At 63.1% G+C, this 20655-nt stretch carries 17 protein-coding genes and 1 riboswitch; of the genes, 11 read left to right on the forward strand and 6 right to left on the reverse strand.

The genetic code is table 11. From position 1 onward, the window contains the following. Positions 1-69 precede the first annotated feature (69 nt). The 6 genes from GH659_RS06920 to GH659_RS06945 all read left to right on the forward strand — a co-directional run bounded on the left by GH659_RS06920 (position 70) and on the right by GH659_RS06945 (position 7693). Positions 70-966, forward strand: coding sequence for a glutamate/aspartate ABC transporter substrate-binding protein (locus GH659_RS06920; protein ID WP_211364142.1), 897 nt, complete (start codon positions 70-72; stop codon positions 964-966). A 197-nt stretch (positions 967-1163) separates the two neighbouring features. Then, on the forward strand, positions 1164-1901 hold the full coding sequence (locus tag GH659_RS06925; RefSeq protein WP_153110504.1) for an amino acid ABC transporter permease: 738 nt from the start codon (positions 1164-1166) through the stop codon (positions 1899-1901). Position 1902: 1 nt separating this feature from the next. Beyond that, complete coding sequence (gene gltK, locus GH659_RS06930; RefSeq protein WP_153110506.1) at positions 1903-2583, forward strand: glutamate/aspartate ABC transporter permease GltK; 681 nt, start codon at positions 1903-1905, stop codon at positions 2581-2583. 21 nt (positions 2584-2604) lie between these two features. Continuing rightward, entirely contained in the window at positions 2605-3333 is a 729-nt protein-coding gene (locus tag GH659_RS06935; protein ID WP_153110508.1) for an amino acid ABC transporter ATP-binding protein, read from the forward strand. A 218-nt stretch (positions 3334-3551) separates the two neighbouring features. After that, a complete protein-coding gene (locus tag GH659_RS06940; RefSeq protein ID WP_153110511.1) occupies positions 3552-4850 on the forward strand; it encodes an HD-GYP domain-containing protein in 1299 nt (432 codons plus the stop codon). Next, entirely contained in the window at positions 4847-7693 is a 2847-nt protein-coding gene (locus GH659_RS06945; protein ID WP_153110513.1) for a hybrid sensor histidine kinase/response regulator, read from the forward strand. The genes GH659_RS06940 and GH659_RS06945 overlap by 4 nt, the downstream gene beginning before the upstream one ends. A 2-nt stretch (positions 7694-7695) precedes the next feature. On the opposite strand, the gene GH659_RS06950 is transcribed toward GH659_RS06945, so the two are convergent. From GH659_RS06950 to nosR, 4 genes are read right to left on the reverse strand one after another with little or no spacing between them, the layout of a single operon-like run. After that, positions 7696-9090, reverse strand: coding sequence for an ATP-binding protein (locus GH659_RS06950; protein WP_153110515.1), 1395 nt, complete (start codon positions 9088-9090; stop codon positions 7696-7698). Then, positions 9083-10951, reverse strand: coding sequence for an EAL domain-containing protein (locus tag GH659_RS06955; protein WP_153110517.1), 1869 nt, complete (start codon positions 10949-10951; stop codon positions 9083-9085). Before GH659_RS06955 ends, GH659_RS06950 begins: the two co-directional genes overlap by 8 nt. After that, complete coding sequence (locus GH659_RS06960) at positions 10948-11559, reverse strand: response regulator (RefSeq protein WP_153110519.1); 612 nt, start codon at positions 11557-11559, stop codon at positions 10948-10950. Before GH659_RS06960 ends, GH659_RS06955 begins: the two co-directional genes overlap by 4 nt. Further along, a complete protein-coding gene (gene nosR / locus GH659_RS06965) occupies positions 11547-12929 on the reverse strand; it encodes a response regulator c-di-GMP phosphodiesterase, NosR family (protein ID WP_153110521.1) in 1383 nt (460 codons plus the stop codon). The genes GH659_RS06960 and nosR overlap by 13 nt, the downstream gene beginning before the upstream one ends. Before the next feature lie 121 nt (positions 12930-13050). Further along, a riboswitch (cyclic di-GMP riboswitch) is annotated at positions 13051-13136 on the reverse strand. A gap of 245 nt (positions 13137-13381) precedes the next feature. Between nosR and GH659_RS06970 the strand changes: the two genes are divergently transcribed. The 3 genes from GH659_RS06970 to GH659_RS06980 all read left to right on the forward strand — a co-directional run bounded on the left by GH659_RS06970 (position 13382) and on the right by GH659_RS06980 (position 16219). Next, positions 13382-14080, forward strand: a complete 699-nt coding sequence (locus GH659_RS06970; RefSeq protein WP_153110523.1) for a TetR/AcrR family transcriptional regulator — start codon at positions 13382-13384, stop codon at positions 14078-14080. A gap of 85 nt (positions 14081-14165) precedes the next feature. Next, entirely contained in the window at positions 14166-14831 is a 666-nt protein-coding gene (locus tag GH659_RS06975; RefSeq protein WP_153110583.1) for a protein-L-isoaspartate O-methyltransferase family protein, read from the forward strand. Positions 14832-14881: 50 nt separating this feature from the next. Beyond that, positions 14882-16219, forward strand: a complete 1338-nt coding sequence (locus GH659_RS06980) for a TolC family outer membrane protein (protein WP_153110525.1) — start codon at positions 14882-14884, stop codon at positions 16217-16219. Here the strand turns inward: GH659_RS06980 and waaA are convergent. Together waaA and waaC are read right to left on the reverse strand one after the other, a co-directional pair. Beyond that, complete coding sequence (gene waaA, locus GH659_RS06985; RefSeq protein WP_153110527.1) at positions 16185-17459, reverse strand: lipid IV(A) 3-deoxy-D-manno-octulosonic acid transferase; 1275 nt, start codon at positions 17457-17459, stop codon at positions 16185-16187. The genes GH659_RS06980 and waaA overlap by 35 nt on opposite strands. 124 nt (positions 17460-17583) lie before the next feature. Next, positions 17584-18549, reverse strand: a complete 966-nt coding sequence (waaC, locus tag GH659_RS06990) for a lipopolysaccharide heptosyltransferase I (RefSeq protein ID WP_153110529.1) — start codon at positions 18547-18549, stop codon at positions 17584-17586. A gap of 97 nt (positions 18550-18646) precedes the next feature. Here waaC and rfbB point away from each other — a divergent pair, with 97 nt between their 5' ends. Continuing rightward, positions 18647-19714: a dTDP-glucose 4,6-dehydratase gene (gene rfbB, locus GH659_RS06995; RefSeq protein ID WP_153110531.1), complete on the forward strand. Its 1068-nt coding sequence runs from the start codon at positions 18647-18649 to the stop codon at positions 19712-19714. Next, positions 19711-20607: a dTDP-4-dehydrorhamnose reductase gene (gene rfbD, locus GH659_RS07000; protein ID WP_153110585.1), complete on the forward strand. Its 897-nt coding sequence runs from the start codon at positions 19711-19713 to the stop codon at positions 20605-20607. Before rfbB ends, rfbD begins: the two co-directional genes overlap by 4 nt. Positions 20608-20655 lie beyond the last annotated feature (48 nt).

The raw sequence follows: 20655 nt of genomic DNA on the forward strand, positions 1-20655 counted from the left end.
TGCAACGGTGCGCCTGATCGGGTGCCGTTCCTTTTCCGAATTTCGACAGCCATCAAGGAGATGATGATCATGCATTCGAACCGTATTGCTTTGGCAGCGTTGGTTGCTTCGACGCTCCTTTCCGCCCCGGCCTTTGCCCAGGAATCGGCAACGCTCAAGAAGATCAAGGAAATCGGCGCCATCACCCTCGGCCACCGGGAATCCTCGATTCCGTTCTCGTATTACGACGACAAGCAGCAGGTCATCGGCTACTCGCAGGAAATCATGCTCAAGGTGGTCGATGCGGTGAAAGCCGAGCTGAATCTGTCCAAGCTCGACGTGAAAATGATGCCGGTGACCTCCGCCAATCGCATTCCGCTGATCCAGAACGGCAGCGTCGACATCGAATGCGGTTCGACGACCAACAACACCGAGCGCCAGAAGCAGGTCGGCTTCTCCAACACCATCTTCGTCATCGGCACCAAGCTGATGGCGAAGAAGAATTCCGGCATCAATGACTTCCCCGATCTCGCCGGCAAGAACGTGGTAACGACGGCCGGCACGACGTCCGAGCGCCTGCTGCGCAAGATGAACGAAGACAAGAAGATGGGCATGAGCGTGATTTCGGCCAAGGATCACGGCGAATCGTTCCTGACGCTCGAAACCGGTCGCGCCGTGGCGTTCATGATGGACGACGCGCTGCTTTACGGCGAAACGGCCAAGGCCAAGCGCCCGGCCGACTGGAGCGTGGTCGGCAAGGCGCAGTCGATGGAAGCTTACGGCTGCATGCTGCGCAAGGACGACGCGGGCTTCAAGAAGGTTGTCGACAAGGCGATTGCCGGCCTGATGACCTCCGGCGAGGCGGAGAAGATCTACAACAAGTGGTTCATGAACCCGATTCCGCCGAAGGGGCTCAACCTCAACATGCCGCTCTCCGACGAAATGCGCGCCCTGTTCAAGTCGCCGAACGACAAGGCGTTTGACTGATACAAAACCGAACCGCCTTCAACGCAGAGGGCACAGAGAGCACAGAGTTCGCAGAGAAAACCGTAAAAGCTTGAGAAGGTAAAACCTCTTCTCTCTGCGTCCTCTGTACCTCTGCGCGCTCTGCGTCGAAAGCGTTTTATCCGATCTGAAAAGCCACTGAGCCTTGTTGTGCAAGATCCGGTGGTGTGGAGCAGGACATGGCCTACAACTGGAACTGGGAAGTTTTTCTGCAGCCGTCGGCGACCGGTAGCGGCACGTATTTCGACTGGATGGTCTATGGTTTCAAGACGACCATCGGATTATCTCTGACGGCGTGGCTCATCGCGCTGTTGCTCGGCGCGCTGGTCGGCGTGCTGCGCACGGTGCCGAACAAGCTGCTGTCCGGAATTGCCGCCGCTTACGTTGAAGTGTTCCGCAACATCCCGCTGCTCGTGCAGCTTTTCCTCTGGTATTTCGTTCTGCCCGAGCTGTTGCCGACCGAGCTTGGCAACGCCTTCAAGCAGAGCAATCCGTTCGTGCAGCAATTCCTCTCGTCGATGCTCTGCCTTGGCCTGTTCACCAGCGCCCGTGTCGCCGAGCAGGTGCGCTCCGGCATCGAGTCGCTGCCGCGCGGTCAGAAGAACGCCGGTCTGGCGATCGGCTTCACGCTGCCGCAAACCTACCGCTACGTGCTGCTGCCGATGGCCTTCCGCCTCGTCGTGCCGCCGCTCACCTCGGAATTCCTCAACATCTTCAAGAACTCCGCCGTCTGTTCGACGATCGGTCTGCTCGAACTGGCGGCGCAGGGGCGGCAGCTCGTCGATTACACGGCGCAGCCTTACGAATCCTTCATCGCCGTGACGCTGGCCTACGTAGTAATCAACGTTACGGTGATGGTGCTCATGCGCCGGGTGGAAGCGCGTGTGCGCGTGCCCGGCTTCATCGGAGGCAAATGACATGTACGAATTTGACTGGTCTTCGATTCCCGGTGCCTTGCCCTTCCTCGCCAAGGGGATGCTCGTTTCGCTGGAGATCATGGTCGCGGCGGTAGTGATCGGCATCGTCTGGGGCACGCTGCTGGCGATGATGCGGCTCTCCTCGATCAAGCCGCTTTCGTGGTTTGCCGCCGGCTACGTGAATACCTTCCGCGCCATCCCGCTGGTCATGGTGCTGCTGTGGTTCTTCCTGATCGTGCCGCATCTGCTCGAACAACTGCTCGGCGTGCCGCGCGGCACCGACATGCGCCTCGGTTCGGCGATTGCCGGCTTTGCGCTGTTCGAGGCGGCGTACTACTCGGAAATCATCCGTGCCGGCATCCAGTCGGTGTCGAAAGGCCAGATGGCCGCCGCCAGTGCGCTCGGCATGAACTATTGGCAATCGATGCGCCTCGTCGTGCTGCCGCAGGCGTTCCGCAACATGGTGCCGCTGCTGCTCACGCAGGGGATCATCCTGTTTCAGGACACCTCGCTGGTTTACGTCTCGGCGCTCGCCGATTTCTTCGGCACCGCCTCCAAGGTCGGCGACCGTGACGGGCGCCTCGTCGAGATGCTGCTTTTTGCCGGTGCCGTCTATTTCGTCCTCTGTTTTTCCGCCTCGCAGCTGGTGCGTTTCTATCAGAAAAGACTGAAAACGGCCTGATGTGTCCTCAGGAGATTTCCAATGATTTCAATCAATAACGTCAATAAGCATTACGGCGCCTTTCAGGTGCTGACCGACTGCACGACGCACGTCAACAAGGGCGAAGTGGTTGTCGTCTGCGGGCCGTCCGGGTCCGGCAAATCGACACTGATCAAGTGCGTCAATGGGCTGGAGCCGTTCCAGAGCGGCGGGATTACGGTCAATGGCGTGGCCGTCGGCGACCCGAAAACCAATCTTTCCAAGCTGCGTTCGCACGTCGGCATGGTCTTCCAGAATTTCGAGCTGTTCCCGCACATGTCGATCGCCAAGAACCTGAGCATCGCCCAAACCAAGGTGCTCGGCCGCGATCTCGCCGAAGCCGAGGTCAAGGGGCTGCAATTGCTCGACCGCGTCGGCCTCAAGGCGCACGCGCACAAATTCCCGGGCCAGCTTTCCGGCGGCCAGCAGCAGCGCGTGGCCATCGCCCGGGCGCTGGCCATGGATCCGATCTGCATGCTGTTCGACGAGCCGACCTCGGCGCTCGATCCGGAGATGATCAACGAGGTACTCGACGTGATGACCGAACTGGCGCAGGAAGGCATGACCATGATGTGCGTGACGCACGAAATGGGCTTTGCCAAGCGTGTCGCGCACCGCGTCGTGTTCATGGATCACGGCCGCATCGTCGAGGACGACAGCAAGGAAGCCTTCTTCGATAGCCCCCGCTCCGAGCGTGCGCACCAGTTCTTGGCCAAGATTTTGCAGCACTAGCCTTTGCCGCTAAAGGCGAACCACCAAGTCACCAAGAACACAAAGGTGCACCAAGAAAGGCAAACCTCTTGCAAGGTTTTTCTTGGTGAAACTTGGTGCCCTTGGTGACTTGGTGATGAAGGTTTATCTCGGTTTTGTTTCCCCCCGCAGTGGCCGCGGCGTCAAAAAGAAACTACGATGCTGCCCATAAAAACAATCCGCGACGGGAGAGTGAGGGCATGGCGGAATCCGATAGCGTCTGTGTGACGGCCGACCAGCTACGGGTCGGCTTGTACGTCCATCTTGACCTGAAGTGGTTCGAGCATCCGTTCGCCTTCAACAACTTCAAGATCAAGGACGAGGAGCAGATCCGCATCATCCGCAGCCTGGGCGTGAAGAAAATCCGCTACGACCCGGCGCGCAGCGATCTGCAGCCGTTGCCGCTTGCGCCGTCGGTCGTGCCGGAGGCGGTGCCGGAAAGTGCGCCCGAAGAAGTGCCGGTGCTCAAGGAGCACCCGGCGCTCGCCGCCAAGCGGGCGCTGATCGAGAAGATCAAGCAGCAGCGCGCGGCGGCCGAGCGTATCGAGCACGCCTTCGTCGATACGGCACGGACGATCCACAACGTCGAGAAGAACCTGCTGGCGCGGCCCGAGGAAACGGTTGCGCAGGCGACGGCGCTGATCGGCCAGATTGCCGATTCGATCCTGTCGGCGCCCGAACTGGCCATTCACGTGATGGGCGACAAGATCGGCGGCGAGGAAATGTATTTCCACTCGCTGAACGTCACCATGCTCTCGCTGATGGTGGCGCGCGACATCAAGTTGCCAACGGAGGTCGTCCAGCTGCTCGGCATGGGCGCGCTGTTCCATGATGTCGGGCGGACCGAAATCCCGGACAAGATCCTGATGAAGCACGAGCCGTGGACGACGGCCGAGCAGAAACTCTATGAGATGCATTGCCAGTACGGCGTCGAACTCGGCAAGCGGCTCGGTTTTGCGCCGGCGACGCAGGCGATCATCCTGCAGCACCACGAAATGTTCGACGGCAGCGGCTATCCGCAAAAGCTCAAGGGCGAAGCCATCAACCTGCTGGCACGCATCGTCGCCATCGCCAACTATTACGACAACCTGTGCAACCCGGTCGATCTGGCCAAGGCGCTGACGCCGCACGAAGCGTTGTCGATGATGTTCGCCCGCCTGCGCACCAGGTTCGACCCGAAGCTGCTGCAGGTGCTGGTGCGCTGTCTCGGCGTCTATCCGCCGGGAACGATCGTCCAGTTGTCGAACGGCGTCATCGGCATGGTGGCGACGGTCAATACCGCCAAGCCGATGAAGCCGATGGTGGTGGCCTACGATGCGGAAATTCCCAAGGAGGAGGCGATCCTCGTCGACATGGGCAACGAAGTGGACGTCAATATCGTCAAGGCGCTCCGGCCGGCGCAGTTGCCGCGTGAAATCTACGCCTACCTGAATCCGCGCAAGCAGGTCAGCTACTACTTCGATGCGAGTGCGCCGAGCAAGGAAGCGGGGCAGCCATGATCGCCGGCATCGAGCGACGGCTGATCGACCACGCCGAGCAGATGATCCTGCTCGTCGAGGCGGATACGCTGAACATCGTTTTCGCCAATCGGGTGGCCCTGCAGCTGCTTGGCTACGCCGAGGCGGAGCTGCTCGGCAAGTCGATTCTCGACGTCGAATGCGCGCTGCAGGACGTCTTCTACTGGGAAGAAGTGCGCAGCGGCCAGCCGTCGAACATCGAGGCGCAGGAGGGCTTGTACCTGTGTTCCGACGGCAACATGCGGGCGGCGATCAAATCGGTGCGCGTGCTCGAGGACGAAGACGCGACCGGATCGCCACCGCGCTGGCTGATGGTGCAGGCGCGCGAGGTCGAGGAAGCCTCCAGCATCGAAGGCGATCTGGCGCATACCACCTCGCAGTTGCGGGCGACGCTCGAATCGACCGGCAACGGCATTCTGGTGATCGACTGGCAGGGTCATATCGCCAGCATGAACCGGCTGTTCAGCTCAATGTGGGCGGTGCCCGAGGACCTGCTGCTGAAACGCGACGACGACGCGATCCTGGCGCACGTCTCCGGCCTGATCGCCGAATCGGAACTGTTTCAGCAGCGGCTGCGCGAAATCGTCGAGAGCAAGGAGACGGAAGACCTGCTGCATCTGGCCGATGGCCGTGTCTTCCAGTGCAAGTCGCTGCCGCAGTATCTCGACGAGCGGATCATCGGCCGCGTGTTCGGCTTCAACGACATGACCGAGCGCATTCTGGCCGAGAAGGACCTGATCGCCGCGCGCGAACGGGCCGAGGCGGCCAACCGCGCCAAGGCTTCCTTCCTGGCCATGATGTCGCACGAAATCCGCACGCCGATGAACGGCGTCATGGGCATGACCGCGCTGCTCGCCGACACGCCGCTCAACGCCGAACAGAAGCGCTACCTGGAGGTCATCCGTTCCAGTTCCGAATCGCTGCTGGCGATCATCAACGACATCCTCGACTTCTCGAAGATCGAGGCGCACAAGCTGGTGCTCGAAAAAATCGACTTCAGCCTGCCGGGGCTGGTCGACGACATGGCCGGCCTCAATGGGCTGCGCGCCGACGAGAAGGGGCTCGAATTCGCCTGCTGCCTCGACCCCGACGTGCCGGTGCGCCTGCGCGGCGACCCCGGCCGGATCAAGCAGATTCTCACCAACCTGATCGGCAACGCGCTCAAATTCACGCCGGCGGGGACGGTCTCGTTGCGCGTTGCCAGCGCGGGCAGCTTGGCCGGGCCGGACGGGCGAAGGCTGGTGCAGTTCGAAGTCAGCGACACCGGCATCGGCATCGCGCGCGAAAATCTCGACAAGGTCTTCGCTCCCTTCGAGCAGGCCGATTCGTCGACGACGCGCAAGTACGGCGGCACCGGTCTTGGTCTGGCGATCACGCGCCAGCTCGTCGACCTGATGGGCGGCGACATCGCCGTCGACAGCGAGGAAGGGCGCGGCACGACTTTTCGCGTGCGCCTGCCGCTCGATGCGGCCCTTGGCAAAAGCGAGGCGAACGCCGGTCTGCCGGCGCTCCAAGGGGCGCGCATGCTGGTGGTCGATGACAACGCCGTGGCCTGCGCTGGACTCGACGCCCGCTTGCGGGCGCTGGGCATGGAGGTGGATGCGGCGACTTCGGGGGATGCCGCGCTGGCCGCTTTCGCTGCCGCGCGCGCGGCCGGGTACGAGCAGGGGCGTGGCTACCGCGCCCTCTTTGTCGACCGCGATATGCCGCACATGGATGGCGTGAGCCTCGCCCGGCGCTTGCAGAGTGTCGAAGCGGGGGGGCAAGGAACAGGCGACGTGGCTCTCCCGTGCATCGTCTGCGTTCCGGCCGGATTTCGCGGCACGGCGGGCGAGTTTGCCGCCGCGGGGTTCGGTGGGTTCGACGATTTGTTGCACAAGCCGGTGACCGCGTCAGCGCTGATGGCCTGCCTGGAGAAATTGAACCGGGGCGCCGCCGGCGGCGAAAAAGCGTCGGCCGGAGAGAACGAGGGGGCGGAGGGGCGGAGCGCCGCCTTGCTGGCCGAAAAGAAGAATTCGCGCCTGCTCATCGTCGAGGACAACTCGGTCAACATGCTCGTCATTCGCGGCATCCTCGCCAAGCTCGGTTACGCCAATCTGGCCAAGGCACGCGATGGTCTGGAAGCGCTGGAGGCGGTCGAAGCGGCGGCCAGCACGCCGTTCGACCTGATCCTGATGGACTGCCAGATGCCAAAACTCGATGGCTACGAGGCGACGCAGCGCCTGCGCGAGCGGGGCGTCAAGGTGCCGATCATCGCCATGACGGCCAACGCGCTCAATGGCGACCGCGAGAAATGCCTCGATGCCGGCATGGACGACTATCTGACGAAGCCGATCGTGGTCGACGCGTTGGCGGCTTGTCTTGAGCGCTGGCTTTGCGTCGAAGCGACGGCCGCGACGGCCGCGGCGCTGCCACCCGCCGAGGCGGAGGCGCAGGAGGGACGAGAGGCGGATGCGGCCAGTCTCGAGCAGATTTTCCGTTACGAGGCCTTCCGGGAATTGATGATGGGCGACGGCGAGCTCGTCGAATCCATCCTCGACATGTTCATCGCCAATATGCCGGCCAATATCGACCAGCTCAAGCAGGCGCTGACGTCGGGCCAAGGGGCGCCGGTCCGGCAGGCCGCGCATTTCATCAAGGGGGCGGCCTCCAACCTTTGCGCCTCCGGGTTGTATGCCGTGGCCCTCGAAATCGAGCAGGCCGGGGCGCAAGGCAACGTTGCACGGGCTTCCGGTTTGCTGACCACGCTGGATGCCAATTGGCTGGCCTTCCTTCAGCACCCGCTCGTCATGCAGCATCTGGCACGTGGGCGACGGCCGGCGTAATTTTATCTCGTCGTTTCTCGTGTCGTGCTCGCCCCGACCGGCTGGCGCACCGGCAGCTCGATGCGGAAACGGCTGCCTTGGCCCGGTGCGCTGTCGACGGTGATGCGGCCGTTGTGCTTGCGGACGATGCCGTGCGTGATCGAGAGGCCGAGGCCGGTGCCGGTGCCGACCGGCTTGGTGGTGAAGAAGGGGTCGAAAATCCGGTTCATGATGTCGGGCGGGATACCGGCGCCGGTATCGGCGATTTCGATGCTGATCTGTTCGTCATTGGCACGGGTGCGAATGGTGATCGTGCCGCGCTCGGGAATCGCTTGCGCCGCGTTGACGAGCAGGTTCATGAAGACCTGGTTGAGTTGCGAGGGGATGCATTCGATCGCCGGCAGCGCGGCGTAATCCTTGATGACTTCGGCCTTGTACTTGAGTTCGTTCCAGACGACGTTGAGCGTGCTTTCCAGCCCGCAGGTGATGTCGGCCCACTGCATTTCGGTGTCGCCGACGTGCGAGAAATCCTTGAGATCCTGCACGATGCGTTTGACGCGCTGCAGGCCGCCGAGCGATTCGTCGAGCAGATTGCCGATGTCGGCGCGCAGGAAGTCGAGATCGATGTCCTCGCGGACTTGCCTGAGCTCCGCCTGGCCGGCTGGAGAAAGTTCGCGTTCGTGCCGCTCGTAGGTCGCCGTCAGGCGCAGGAGGCCGCGTACATAGTCCTGCAGAGCGCCGAGGTTGGAATTGACGAAGCCGACCGGGTTGTTGATATCGTGCGCGATGCCGGCCGCGAGTTGGCCGATCGACGCCATTTTTTCCGATTGCAGCAGCTGGTTGTGGGCTTCCTCAAGCCGGTTAATGAGTTTGAGGTGTTCGGCCTTCTCCTGCCGCAAGGCTTCCTCCGTGCGTGTCTTCTCCAAGAGCTGTTCTTGCAGTGCGTGACTCAAGGCGGCGACCTGCCGGGACAGGCGCAGTTCCTCGATGTGCTGGCGGTCGCGCAGGCACTTGGCGATGGCGTCGACGAGCAGATGGATGTCGATCGGCTTGTTGATGTAACGCTCGACGCCGAGGACGAGCGCCTGGCGCAGGCTTTCCGCTTCCTGGCTCGAGGTGATGACGATGATCTGCGCGTTGGAATCCTCGGCCTTGATGGCGGCGCTCATCTCGAGGCCGTTCATGCCCGGCATGAAGATGTCGGCGACGACGACGTCGGGTTGCCAGTCGCGCCAGACGGCGAGTCCTTCCAGACCGTCGGTGGCGATGCGGATTTCGCCGACGAAGCGCTCCGCCAGCCGCTTGATCTGCATGCACAGAATCGGGTCGTCGTCGACGAGCAGCACACGGGCATCGATGGGGAGCTGCGTGTGGCTTGCCATCGTCGCGGCCTGCTGCGGAGTTGGCGTCTCAGTCATTGGATTTTCCCCGTCCAAATTGTTCGCGCCAGTAGCGCAAGGCGAGTTTGAGTTCTTCTTTCAGTACGTGATCTTCCCAAGGCTTGAGCAGGAACCGATAGGCGGCGCCCTTGTTGATGGCGTCGGTCACGGCCGAGACATCGGCATAGCCGGAAAGGATCATGCGCACCGTCTCGGGATAGAGACTTTTCACGCGGGCGAGGAATTCGGTGCCGCTCATTTCCGGCATGCGCTGATCGGAAATGACGACATGCACCCGGTGTCGGGCCAGCAGCGACATGGCCTCGGTGGCCGTCGTCGCGGTCAGGATGGCGTAGCCTTCCCGGCGCAAGGTGCGGCGCAACGATGACAGGATGTGCGGCTCGTCATCGACGAAGAGGACGGCCAGGCGGCCGTGGAGGGCGTGCTGCCCGTCCGGCGGCAGCGCGGTGCCGCCTTGCAGAAGTGGCGGAATGCTGTCGGCCGGCAGTGGCCGTCCCAGCCAGTAGCCCTGCACCGTGTCGCATTCCTCGCGCTGCAGGAAGCGCATCTGCTCTTCGCTCTCTACCCCCTCGGCGAGCACCGTCTTGCCGAGCTTGTGCGACATGGCGATGATCGCCTCGGCGATGGCCGCGTTGGCCGGATTGGTCGTGATGTCGCGCACGAAGGACTGATCGATCTTGACCGTGTCGATCGGGAAGCGCGAGAGATAGGCGAGCGAGGAATAGCCGGTGCCGAAGTCGTCAAGCGCGAGGCGCACGCCGAGTTGCTTGAGCCTGGACGTGCATTGGATGGCCGCCAGCACATCCTGCATCATGGCGCCCTCGGTGATTTCGATTTCGAGCTGGTGCGGCGGGATTTCGTACCGTTCCAGGGTGCGGCCGATCTTTTCGGTCAGGTGGGGCATCAGGAAGTGTCGGGCGCCGAGGTTGATCGAGGTCTTGAGCGGTGGCAGTCCGGCTTGCCGCCATTCCCGCATCTGGCGGCAGACTTCCTCGAGCATCCATTCGCCGATGTCGATGATCAGATGATTGTTTTCGGCCAGGGGGATGAATTCGCCCGGCGGGATCAGGCCGCGTTCGGGGTGTTGCCAGCGGACCAGCGCTTCCGTGCCGCACATCTGGCCGGTGAGCAGGCAGACCTGCGGTTGGTAATGGGCCCGCAAATCGCCGCGCTTGATGGCGATCTCCAGCTCGGCGAGCAAGGCATGCCGCGTGTTGAGTTGCTGGGCGGCGGACGCGTCGAGGCAGACGATCTGGTTGCCGCCCCGCGCCTTGGCCTCCTCGGTCGCCAGCACGGCCAGAGTGAGGAATTGCTCCGCGTCACCCGACTGGGCGGGTTGCGATCCGATGCCGATCGAGGCGGTCAGCCGCACCGGCCGTTCCGGTTCATCGACCGGCCGGCGGATGCTGTTCAGGATGCGTTCGGCGACCTCGCGCGCCGGATTGTCGGCCTCCGTGGTCGTCGTATCGAGCAGGATGGCGAACCGGTTCTCGCCCACCCGCGCCAGCCGGTCGCTATGGCGCAAGGCCTCGTGGATGCGTGTGGCGACGAGCGTGACCAGCTCATTGGTACGCGGTGAGCCGACGGTGTTGTGCAGGGCAATGAAGTTGTCGATGCTCACATGCAGCACCGAAATCTCCAGATTGTTCGTCTGCCTTTGTTGCAGCGTGTTGTTGAGCGCCTGCAGGAAAGCCGTGCGGTTCGGCAGGCCGGTTTGCTGGTCGTGGTTGAGCAGATCGGCGATGCGTTGCTGGTAGTGCTCGTGCAACGAAATATTCTCGAGATTCCGGTATGCCTCCGGGCAGGGCAGGGCGCCGGGATCATCGTCAGCCTCGGGTGGTGTGTTCTGATCCGGCGGGGCTTTTTTCGTCGCAGTCATGAAGCGCGGGTGTCCGTTGGCGTGCGGCCGCACGACGTATTCGTTTCGTCGTCGAGCAGCGATTCGTCGAGCAGCACCGAGCCGTCCGTGCCCCAGATGACGCGGGTGATGCCGGGTTCCTCGGCTTCCAGCCGCTTGCGTTCGATTTCCTCGGGCGTGACCTGGCCTTGCGCGAGTCGGGCGAGATCGGCCAGGCGCAGGTTTTCCAGGCTCAACTCACGCAGGGTGAGTACCTGGCCGATGCTCGAGATCAGCTCGTAATCGTTCCACGGCTTGGAGATGAAGCGGACGATGCCGGCCTCGTTGATCGCGCCGATCAGGCCGTTGAGGTCGGCATAGCCGGACAGGATGAGGCGTGCCGCCTCCGGCTGGATGTCGCGGATCGCCTTCAGGAAATCGACGCCGTTCATCGTCGGCATCCGGTAATCGGAGAGTACGAGGTCGTAGGCCACGTGTTTCGCCTTGTTCAAGGCCGCCTCGGGCGTGTCGAAGGTGTCGACGTGAACGGTGCGTTCGTCGCCCGAAATCGTGCATGGCGTGCGCGAAAAGAGGCGGCGCAGCGCGTTCAGGATCAGCGGGTCGTCATCGACAATCATTAGGCGGGACATGGCGAGCTTCCTTTCTGTTCGTCGTCCGACGGTGTGGCCGTGCGGCTTTCGGTGTTCGTTGCCGTCTGTTTGTCGGTGCGGATATAAACGGCGGGCGGGTGTTGCTCGCGCCGCATGTAAGTCTGAATGTGACGGATCAGGTTCACGTCGAGCGCCCGGCCGGCGGCCAGCAGCAGCATGCCCTCGCGGTTTTCCAGATCGCGCGCGAGCACCATGCCGATCTGCAGGTCGAGGTAGGGGATGATTTTCTCTGGAACGACTTCCTTGACTTCTACGCTCAACATGTCGATGAAGGCATCGACGATGGCCGGGTCGTAGCGCTTGCCGCGCGCGTTGAGCAGCATCGTCCGGGCTTGCTCGGGGGGAATCCGCTTGTCGGCCAGGGCGCCGTGCAGCAGGCCGTCGTAGTCGTTGATGACGGCCAGAATCCGCGCCCCGAGCGGAATGGCCTCGCCCTCAAGCGTATCGGGGAAGCCCTGGCCGTCGAAGCGCTCGTGATGCGAGCGCACGATGTGCCCGACCTCCTTCAGTTCTTCGAGCGGCATCAACGCCATTTCGCCGGTGACCGTATGCCGGCGGTAATGCGCGTACTCCTCACCGGTGAGGCGCGAGGGCGGTTTCTGGAGCATGCCGTCCGGGAAACCGATCTTGCCGATGTCGTGTAGGAGGCCGGCGCAGAAAACGTCCTGCGCCGTTTTCGGGTCAAGCTGCATGTGCTGGGCCAGCTGGCGGGCCTGTTCGGCGATGCGTCGCGAGTGTCCCGCGATGTGGCTGCCGCGCAGTTCCAGTAATCCGGAAAATACCTTGATCGAGAGCAGGAAATTTTGCTTGAGCCGTTCATTGGCCAGATTGAGGAAGCTGTTGATCTGCTCGATTTCGGCTGTCCGCTGTCGGACTTTTTCCTCCAGTTGGCTGTTGAAGTCGCGCAATTCGTCGTTTTGCGCCTGGGTCAGCGCGAGCAGCCGGGCATTTTCGCGGCGCAGGCGGGAGGACTCGAGCGCGTCGCGCACGATCAGCTTGAGGTCGTTGTCATCCCAGGGTTTGGCGATGTAACGATAGATTTCGCCGCGATTGATGGCGTCGATCGTCGACGCGATATCGGCATAGCCTGTGAGCAGCAAGCGTACGGTGCCCGGCCAGTTGGTGCGGACCTGTTCGAGGAATTTGGCGCCATCCATTTCCGGCATGCGCATATCGGAAAGGACGAGGTCGACCGGATTCTGTTCGAGAATCGCCAGCGCCTCGCGGCCATTGCGCGCGGTGAAGATCGTATAGCCGGCCGGCCGCAGGAGCCGGTTCAGCGACGACAAGATGCCGGGTTCGTCGTCGACGAGCAGCAAGGTGGCCGGGACATTGTGCATGTCGCTCATGCTGCTTCGCCTGCATGCGAGCGAGATATCCCACGGTCGCGGAGCGTTTCTCGACCAAGCGGAGTTGGCAAGCGCGTATCTGTCTTGCGAATAGCGGTGTTGTTCACCCTCAACCTCTTTTTCTGGCAGTCCCGCTGCCATAACCCTGGGGGCGTTAGGCCGGAAACTTTGCGTCGCCGTTTTTCAACGGGTTTGCCGTTTTTCAGAGGCTGGATCGATTTCCAGCCATGGTTAATCGGGCGCGGTGTGGAGCATTCGCCAGGTGGCGGCGGTATGTGTCGGTTATTCTTTTGCCGCTGCGGAGCACCGCGTATCCGAATCAATTATAAAAGAATCTTCCTCAATGGAAAGCCATGAACAATGCTGGCGAAAGGTTTAAATTGACCGCTCCGGCGCTGGAGTTCTATAGTTAGTGACTTTTTGGTCAGTAATTGCGAGGTAGGTCTTTGTCCATGGTTCCGACGGACTCTTCATATTCTTCAACAGGCGAACGCCCAGCGCGCCGTCGCCGCAAGGAGGCGCGTCCGGCCGAATTGACGGCCGCGGCGCTTGAGCATTTCGTCGAGAAGGGCTACGCCGCGACGCGGCTCGAAGACGTGGCGGCGCAGGCCGGCGTTTCCAAGGGCACGCTCTACCTCTATTTCGAGAACAAGGAAGCGCTGTTCCGGGCCGTGGTCGAGGAGGGCATCGTGCCGGTGCTGGCGGCGGCGGAAGAGATGCTGGCCGATTTCTCCGGCTCATCGGTCGATCTGTTGCGCCGCCTGCTGTTCGGCTGGTGGGAGCAGGTTGGGGCCACCCGGCTGGCCGGCGTGCCGAAGCTGATCGTCGCCGAGGCGCATAATTTCCCGGAGGTTGCCCAGTATTATCACGACAACGTGATCGTGCGCGGTCGCAGCCTGGTGCGCCGGGTCCTGGCGCGCGGCATCGAGCGCGGCGAGTTCCGGTCGCTCGACGTCGAGACGGCCATCGACGTGATCATCGCCCCGCTGTTGATGCTGGTGATCTGGCAGTCGTCCTTGCGTTTCTGCGGGCCGGAATTTGTCCCCGAGAATTACCTGCAGACCCATTTCGAGCTGCTCGTGCGCGGACTGGCCGCGGGCGAGGAAACACCGGGGATCGGCGTGCCTGACTCGGAGCGCCAAGGGGTATAATTGCAAGCTGTCATTTTTGCAACGATTGGCTTTGTCCAATCAACCGGTCATGGGGATGGTTATGTCAGCGACGTCAGCGGTGACGATGGATATTGAAAAAGCACGCTTCAACATGATTCAGCAGCAGATTCGCCCGTGGGAGGTGCTCGACCCTGAGGTGTTGAAGCTGCTGTCGGTCGTCAAGCGCGAGGACTTCGTGCCGACCGAGTACAAGGATCTGGCGTTTACCGACGTCGAGCTTCCGCTGCTGGCCAAGGGCGATCCCAGCCAGACCATGCTGGAGCCGCGCGTCGAAGCGCGCATGCTGCAGGAAGTGGCGGTCAAGAACACCGACACGGTGCTCGAAATCGGCGCCGGCGGCGGCTACATGGCGGCGCTGCTCGCCGCGAAGGCCGAGTTCGTTTATACCGTCGATATCGAACCGGCGCTGGTCGACATGGCGCGTCAGAACCTGGCGCGGGCCGGTGTGGCCAATGTCAGCGTCGATCTCGGTGACGCCGCGCAAGGCTGGAGCCTCTATGCGCCGTACGACGTGATCGTGATTTCCGCCTCGCTGCCCTTCGTGCCCGAGACGATTCTGCGCAGCCTCAAAGTCGGCGGCCGGCTGGTCGCCGTGGTCGGCGAGGCGCCGGCCATGCACATGCAGCTGATCACGCGCACCGACGAAGACGCGTTCACCACGGTGAACGTGCTGGAAACGTCCGTCGCGCCGCTGATCAACGCCAGGCAGCGCGACAAGTTCGTTTTCTGATTGCTTCGGGTGTCCCGACCACCCGACATTTATTTCACGAGGAAGGCATCATGCGCATCAATCTCCCAGCACCACGTTTGTCCCTGATGCTGGGGGCGCTGTTCGCGGCGGTGCCGGTTTTTGCGGCCGATCTTCTGCAGGTCTATCGCGATGCGTTGACACATGATGCCCAGTACGCCGCGGCGCGTGCCACCGCCGAGGCCGGGCGCGAGAAGCTGCCGCAAGGGCTGTCCGGCCTGCTGCCGACCCTCGGGGCGACAGCCAACACGGTCTGGAACGAGAACACCTACAGCCCGGCCAATGTGCGCAGCTATTCGCGCGATTTCAACTCCAACGCCTGGAACGTCAACCTGACGCAGCCGCTGTTCCGCTGGCAGAACGTCGTCCAGTACGGGCAAGCCAAACTGCAGGTGGCGCAGGCCGAGGCCAACTTTGCGCAGGCCTCTCAAGACCTGATTTTGCGTGTCGCGCAAGCCTATTTCGACGTGCTCTACGCGCAGGAAAACCTGAGGGCGGTGCGCGCCAACAAGCAGGCCATCGCCCAGCAACTCGAACAGGCGAAGAAGAATTTCGAGGTCGGTACGGCGACGATTACCGACACCCATGAAGCGCAGTCGCGCTACGACCTGGCGAGCGCGCAGGAACTGGCCGGCGAGAACGATCTGGAAGTGAAGCGCTATGCGTTGCGGGTCATCGTCGGCAAGGAAGCTGGCGAGCTGAACCGGCTGCGCGCCGACGCGCGGCTCAATCCGCCGCAGCCGGCGAGCATGGACGCCTGGGTCGATGCCGCCGAGAAGGACAGCTTTACCGTGCAGGTGCAGCAGGCGGCGGCCGAAATCGCAGCCAAGGAAGTGGACAAGGCGCGGGCTGGTCATTACCCGACGCTCGACGCGGTCGCCAACTATGGCAACAACAACGCCTTTTCCAGCAACACGCCGATCGAGACGGATGCCAAGAACATCGGCTTGCAGGTCACGATCCCGATCTTTCAGGGCGGCTACGTAAATTCGAAGACGCGCGAGGCGGTGGCCAACCGCACGGCCGCCGAATCATCGCTCGAAAGCGCCCGCCGCACGGCGGCGCTCAATGCGCGCCAGTCGTATCTCGGCGTGGTCAATGGCCTGGCGCAGGTGCGGGCGCTCGATGCGGCGCTGGTGTCGAGCACGAGCGCGCTCGAATCGAACAAGCTCGGCTACGAAGTCGGCGTGCGCATCAACATCGACGTGCTGAACGCCGAGCAACAGGTCTATGTGACGAAGCGCGACCTGGCGAAAGCGCGTTTCGATACGCTGCTCGCGCAGCTCAAGCTGAAAGCCGCCGTCGGCACGCTCAGCGAAGCCGACCTCGAGCAGATCAATCCGCAGTTCGAGCCGCCAGCAATTCCCTGACGAGCGCGACCGTCTTGTCGGTGGCGCCGCGATGTGCGCGGCTGAATGCGGCCGCCGCGTCGCGCATCGCCGCCAATTCCGTCCGTTGATCGAGTAGACGAGCGGCTTCCCGTGCCGCGTCGTCGGCATCGGCGATGCGTTTGGCGGCGCCGATGGCAATCGAATCTTCCGTCGCCTGCGCGAAATTGAAGGTGTGCGGCCCGGCCAGCACCGGGCAGCCGCAGGCCGCTGCCTCGATCAGATTCTGTCCGCCGAACGGCAGCAGGGTGCCGCCGATCAGCGCGATATCCGCCACCGAGAAATAAGCCGGCATTTCGCCCATGCTGTCGCCGAGCCAGACGCGCGTCGTGGCGTCGGGCAGTGCGCCGGCGCTGCGGCGGCAGAGCGGCAGCTTTTTCGCTTCTACCAGTGCGGCAACTTCGTTGAAGCGTTGCGGATGACGCGGCACGAGCAGGAGCAGAATGTCCGGCCGGTTGAGTCTGGCGAATGCGTCGAGAATCAGCTCTTCCTCGCCCTCGCGCGTGCTGGCCGCGAGCCAGACGGGGCGATCGCCGAGTGCCTGCCGCCAGCCGTGCCCCAGTTCCAGCTTGTCCGGGGCCGGCCTGACGTCGAACTTCAGGTTGCCGCTCACGCGAACGTGGCGGGCGCCGATGGCCGTCAGTCGTTCGGCGTCGGCCGTCGTTTGCGCGGCAATGCCCGAGAGTTGCGCGAGTGCCGGCCGGATGAGTGCGGCAAAGCGCTGGTAGCCGCGCTGCGAACGCGCCGAAAGCCGGGCGTTGATGAGGGCGACGGGGGTGCCGTGCGTGCGGGCCGTCGCAATCAGGTTCGGCCAGATTTCGGTTTCCATGAGCAGGCCGAGGCGGGGGCGGAAGTGGCGCAGAAAGCGTCCGCAGGCATCCGGCAAGTCGTAGGGCAGGTAAGCCTGCATGAGGCGCGGACCGTATTTGGCGATCAACTCGCCGCCAGTGGCGCGGCCGGTCGGCGTCATGTGCGTGAGCAGCAGCGAATGATCGGGAAAGGCGTCGAGCAGCGCCTTGATCAGCGGCTCCGCCGCGCGCGTCTCGCCGACCGACACGGCGTGCAGCCAGAGCAGTCGCTCGGGCGCCGATTGCGCGTAGAAGCCATAACGTTCGCCAAGATGCTGCAGATATTCCGGCTGCTTGCGCGCCCGCCACAGCAGGCGCAGCCAGACGAGCGGTTGCGCCAGATAGAAGAGGGTGCTGTAGAAGATGCGTGCCATTGGATGGAAAGCCGGTTAAAAAAACGAACCACCAAGACACCAAGAACACCAAGAGGCACCAAGCAAGAGCATTGATGTTCTTGGTGAAACTTCGTGCCCTTGGTGTCTTGGTGGTGAAAGTCTTTCAGGCATGACGTTCTCTGAGTTCCCGTTCAGCGAGGGCCAGAACGTCGGCCGGCGTCGGTGCGTGCCCGGGGCCGCCGAGGTTGTGGAGGGCGCGGACGCCATGCACGCCGGTCAGTGCCGGGTCGGTCGTGATGTAGAGGGCGATGGTCGGCACGTTCAGAGCGGTGGCCAGATGCACGAGTCCCGTATCGACGCCGATGGCCAGCGCGGCGCGGCCGATCAGCCCCGCCAGTTCATGGAGGCGCATCGGCGGCGCCGCGAGGGCGCCGGGCGCCGCAGCGACGATGCGCTCGACGCGTTCGCGCTCGCGCGCGTTGCCGGATGGCAGCACCGGCGTCAATCCGCGTTCGATGAGGGCGCGGGCGACGGTGATCCAGTGCGCTTCGTCCCACAGCTTGTCGTCGCGGCTGGTCGCGGTGAGCAGGACGGCGTGTTTGTCGCCGGTCAGCCACGGCAGATCGACCGCCGGCGCCTGAATGCCGTAATCGAGCGGCAGATCGACCGGGTAGTCGAACGCCGCCGCGCTCAGCCAGCGGTTGCGTTCGACGGCATGGGCGTTGGACGGGATGACGAACGTCCTGTCATAGAATTGCGCCGCCAGCGGCTCGCGCGCCACTTCGGCGGCGTAGCCGTAGCGGCGGCCGGAGGCGCAGCCGGTGAGCAGCGCGCTCTTGATCAGTCCTTGCGTGTCGAGAATCGCGTCGTACTTTGTTTCGCCGAGGCGCCTTTTCAGCGCGCCGATTTCCTGCCAGGTCGAGCGCTTGAACAGCGCCTTGCGCCAGCGGCGGATGGCGACCGGGATGATGTCGCCGACGGCCGGATGCAGACGCGGAATGTCGGCGAACGACTCCTCGACACACCAGTCGATGCGGGCATCGGGGAAAACCGAGCGCAGATCGCTGACGACCGGCAGGTTGTGGATGACGTCGCCCAGCGACGAGGTTTTGACCAACAGGAGGCGCATCGGCAGGTAGAATTGGGCGCTGACAGGAAGGCCTCATTATAAAAGAAGCCGGCATGCCGGAACGATGTGGTCGCGATCAACGGAAAAAGGAGAGAAAATGATTTTAGTGACAGGTGGCGCCGGCTTTATCGGCAGCAATTTCGTACTCGATTGGTTGCGTGTGAATGACGAACCGGTGCTGAATCTCGACAAGCTGACCTACGCCGGCAATCTGGAAAACCTTGCCGAGCTGCAAGGCGATCCGCGCTACGCCTTCGTGCAGGGCGACATCGGCGACAAGGCGCTGATCGACACGCTGCTGCAAAAGCACCGGCCGCGTGCCGTCATCAACTTCGCCGCCGAGAGCCACGTCGACCGCTCGATCCACGGCCCCGGCGAGTTCATCCAGACCAACATCGTCGGCACCTTCAACCTGCTCGAAAGCGTGCGTGGCCATTTCACCTCGCTGAATGAAGCCGAGAAAGCAACGTTCCGTTTCCTGCACGTATCGACCGACGAAGTGTATGGCTCGCTCAAGGCGGACGATCCAGCCTTCAAGGAAACCAACCGCTACGAGCCGAACAGCCCGTATTCGGCGTCGAAGGCTGCCTCCGACCACCTCGTGCGCGCCTACCACCACACCTACGGTCTGCCGGTGCTGACCACCAACTGTTCCAACAACTACGGCCCCTATCATTTCCCGGAAAAACTGATTCCGCTGATGATCGTGAACGCGCTGGCCGGCAAACCGCTGCCGATCTATGGCGACGGCCAGCAAATCCGCGACTGGCTTTACGTGACCGACCACTGTTCGGCCATTCGGTGCGTCCTTCAGGCCGGCCAGGTGGGCGAAACGTACAACGTCGGCGGCTGGAACGAAAAGCCGAATCTCGCCATCGTGCATGCCGTCTGCGACCTGCTCGACGAGCTGCGGCCGCGTGCGTCCGGCGGCACTTACCGGGAGCAAATCACCTACGTCACCGACCGGCCCGGTCATGACCGCCGCTACGCCATCGACGCCAGCAAGATCGAACGCGAACTCGGCTGGAAACCGGCCGAAACGTTCGAGACCGGCATCCGCAAGACGGTGCAGTGGTACCTTGATCATCAGGACTGGGTGGCGAACGTTCAGTCCGGCGCTTACCGCGAATGGCTGGACAAGAACTACGCTGGGAGAGCGCGTTGAAAATCCTGTTGCTCGGCAAGAACGGCCAGGTCGGCTGGGAATTGCAGCGCAGCCTGGCGCCGCTCGGCGAAGTCATCGCGCTGGACCGGGCTTGCTCGGGCGGCTTGTGCGGCGATCTTTCCCGGCTGGACGAACTGGCGGAAACCGTACGCCGCGTCGTGCCGGACGTGATCGTCAATGCCGCCGCCTACACGGCCGTCGACAAGGCCGAATCGGAGCCGGAGCTGGCGCGCACCATCAACGCGCTGGCGCCCGGCGTGCTGGCCGATGAAGCGCAGAAACTCGGTGCCTGGCTCGTCCATTATTCGACCGACTACGTGTTCGACGGCAGCGGCGAAACGCCCTGGCGCGAGAACGATGCGACCGGCCCGCTCAGCGTCTATGGCCGCACCAAGCTCGAAGGCGAGCAGGCCGTGGCGCGTTGCGAGAAACACCTCATCTTCCGCACCAGCTGGGTTTATGCCGCGCGCGGTGCCAACTTCGCCAAGACCATGCTGCGCCTGGCCGCCGAACGCGATCAGCTCAAGGTCATCGACGACCAGATCGGCGCGCCGACCGGCGCCGAATTGCTCGCCGACGTGACGGCCCATGCCATCCGTATCGCCCAGGTGAAACCGGAACTGGCCGGCGTTTATCACCTGGTGGCGGGGGGCGAAACGAGCTGGCATGCCTACGCCCGCTTCGTGATCGACTACGCACGCCAATGCGGGCAACCGATCAAAGTCAGCCCGCCGGCCATCGAAGCCATCCCGACCACGGCGTACCCGACACCGGCGAAGCGGCCGCTCAATTCGCGCCTCGACACGCAAAAACTCCAGTCGGCCTTCGGCTTGCGCCTGCCCGACTGGCGGCAAGGCGTCGAGCGCATGCTGGCGGAAATTTTTGACCGATGAATACGGACAGGCGGCAATCGCCCGGCAAAGCCGGGCTCCTACAAAACC

The sequence above is a fragment of the Propionivibrio limicola genome (genome assembly GCF_009469695.1).
GTDB classification, from domain to species: domain Bacteria; phylum Pseudomonadota; class Gammaproteobacteria; order Burkholderiales; family Rhodocyclaceae; genus Propionivibrio; species Propionivibrio limicola.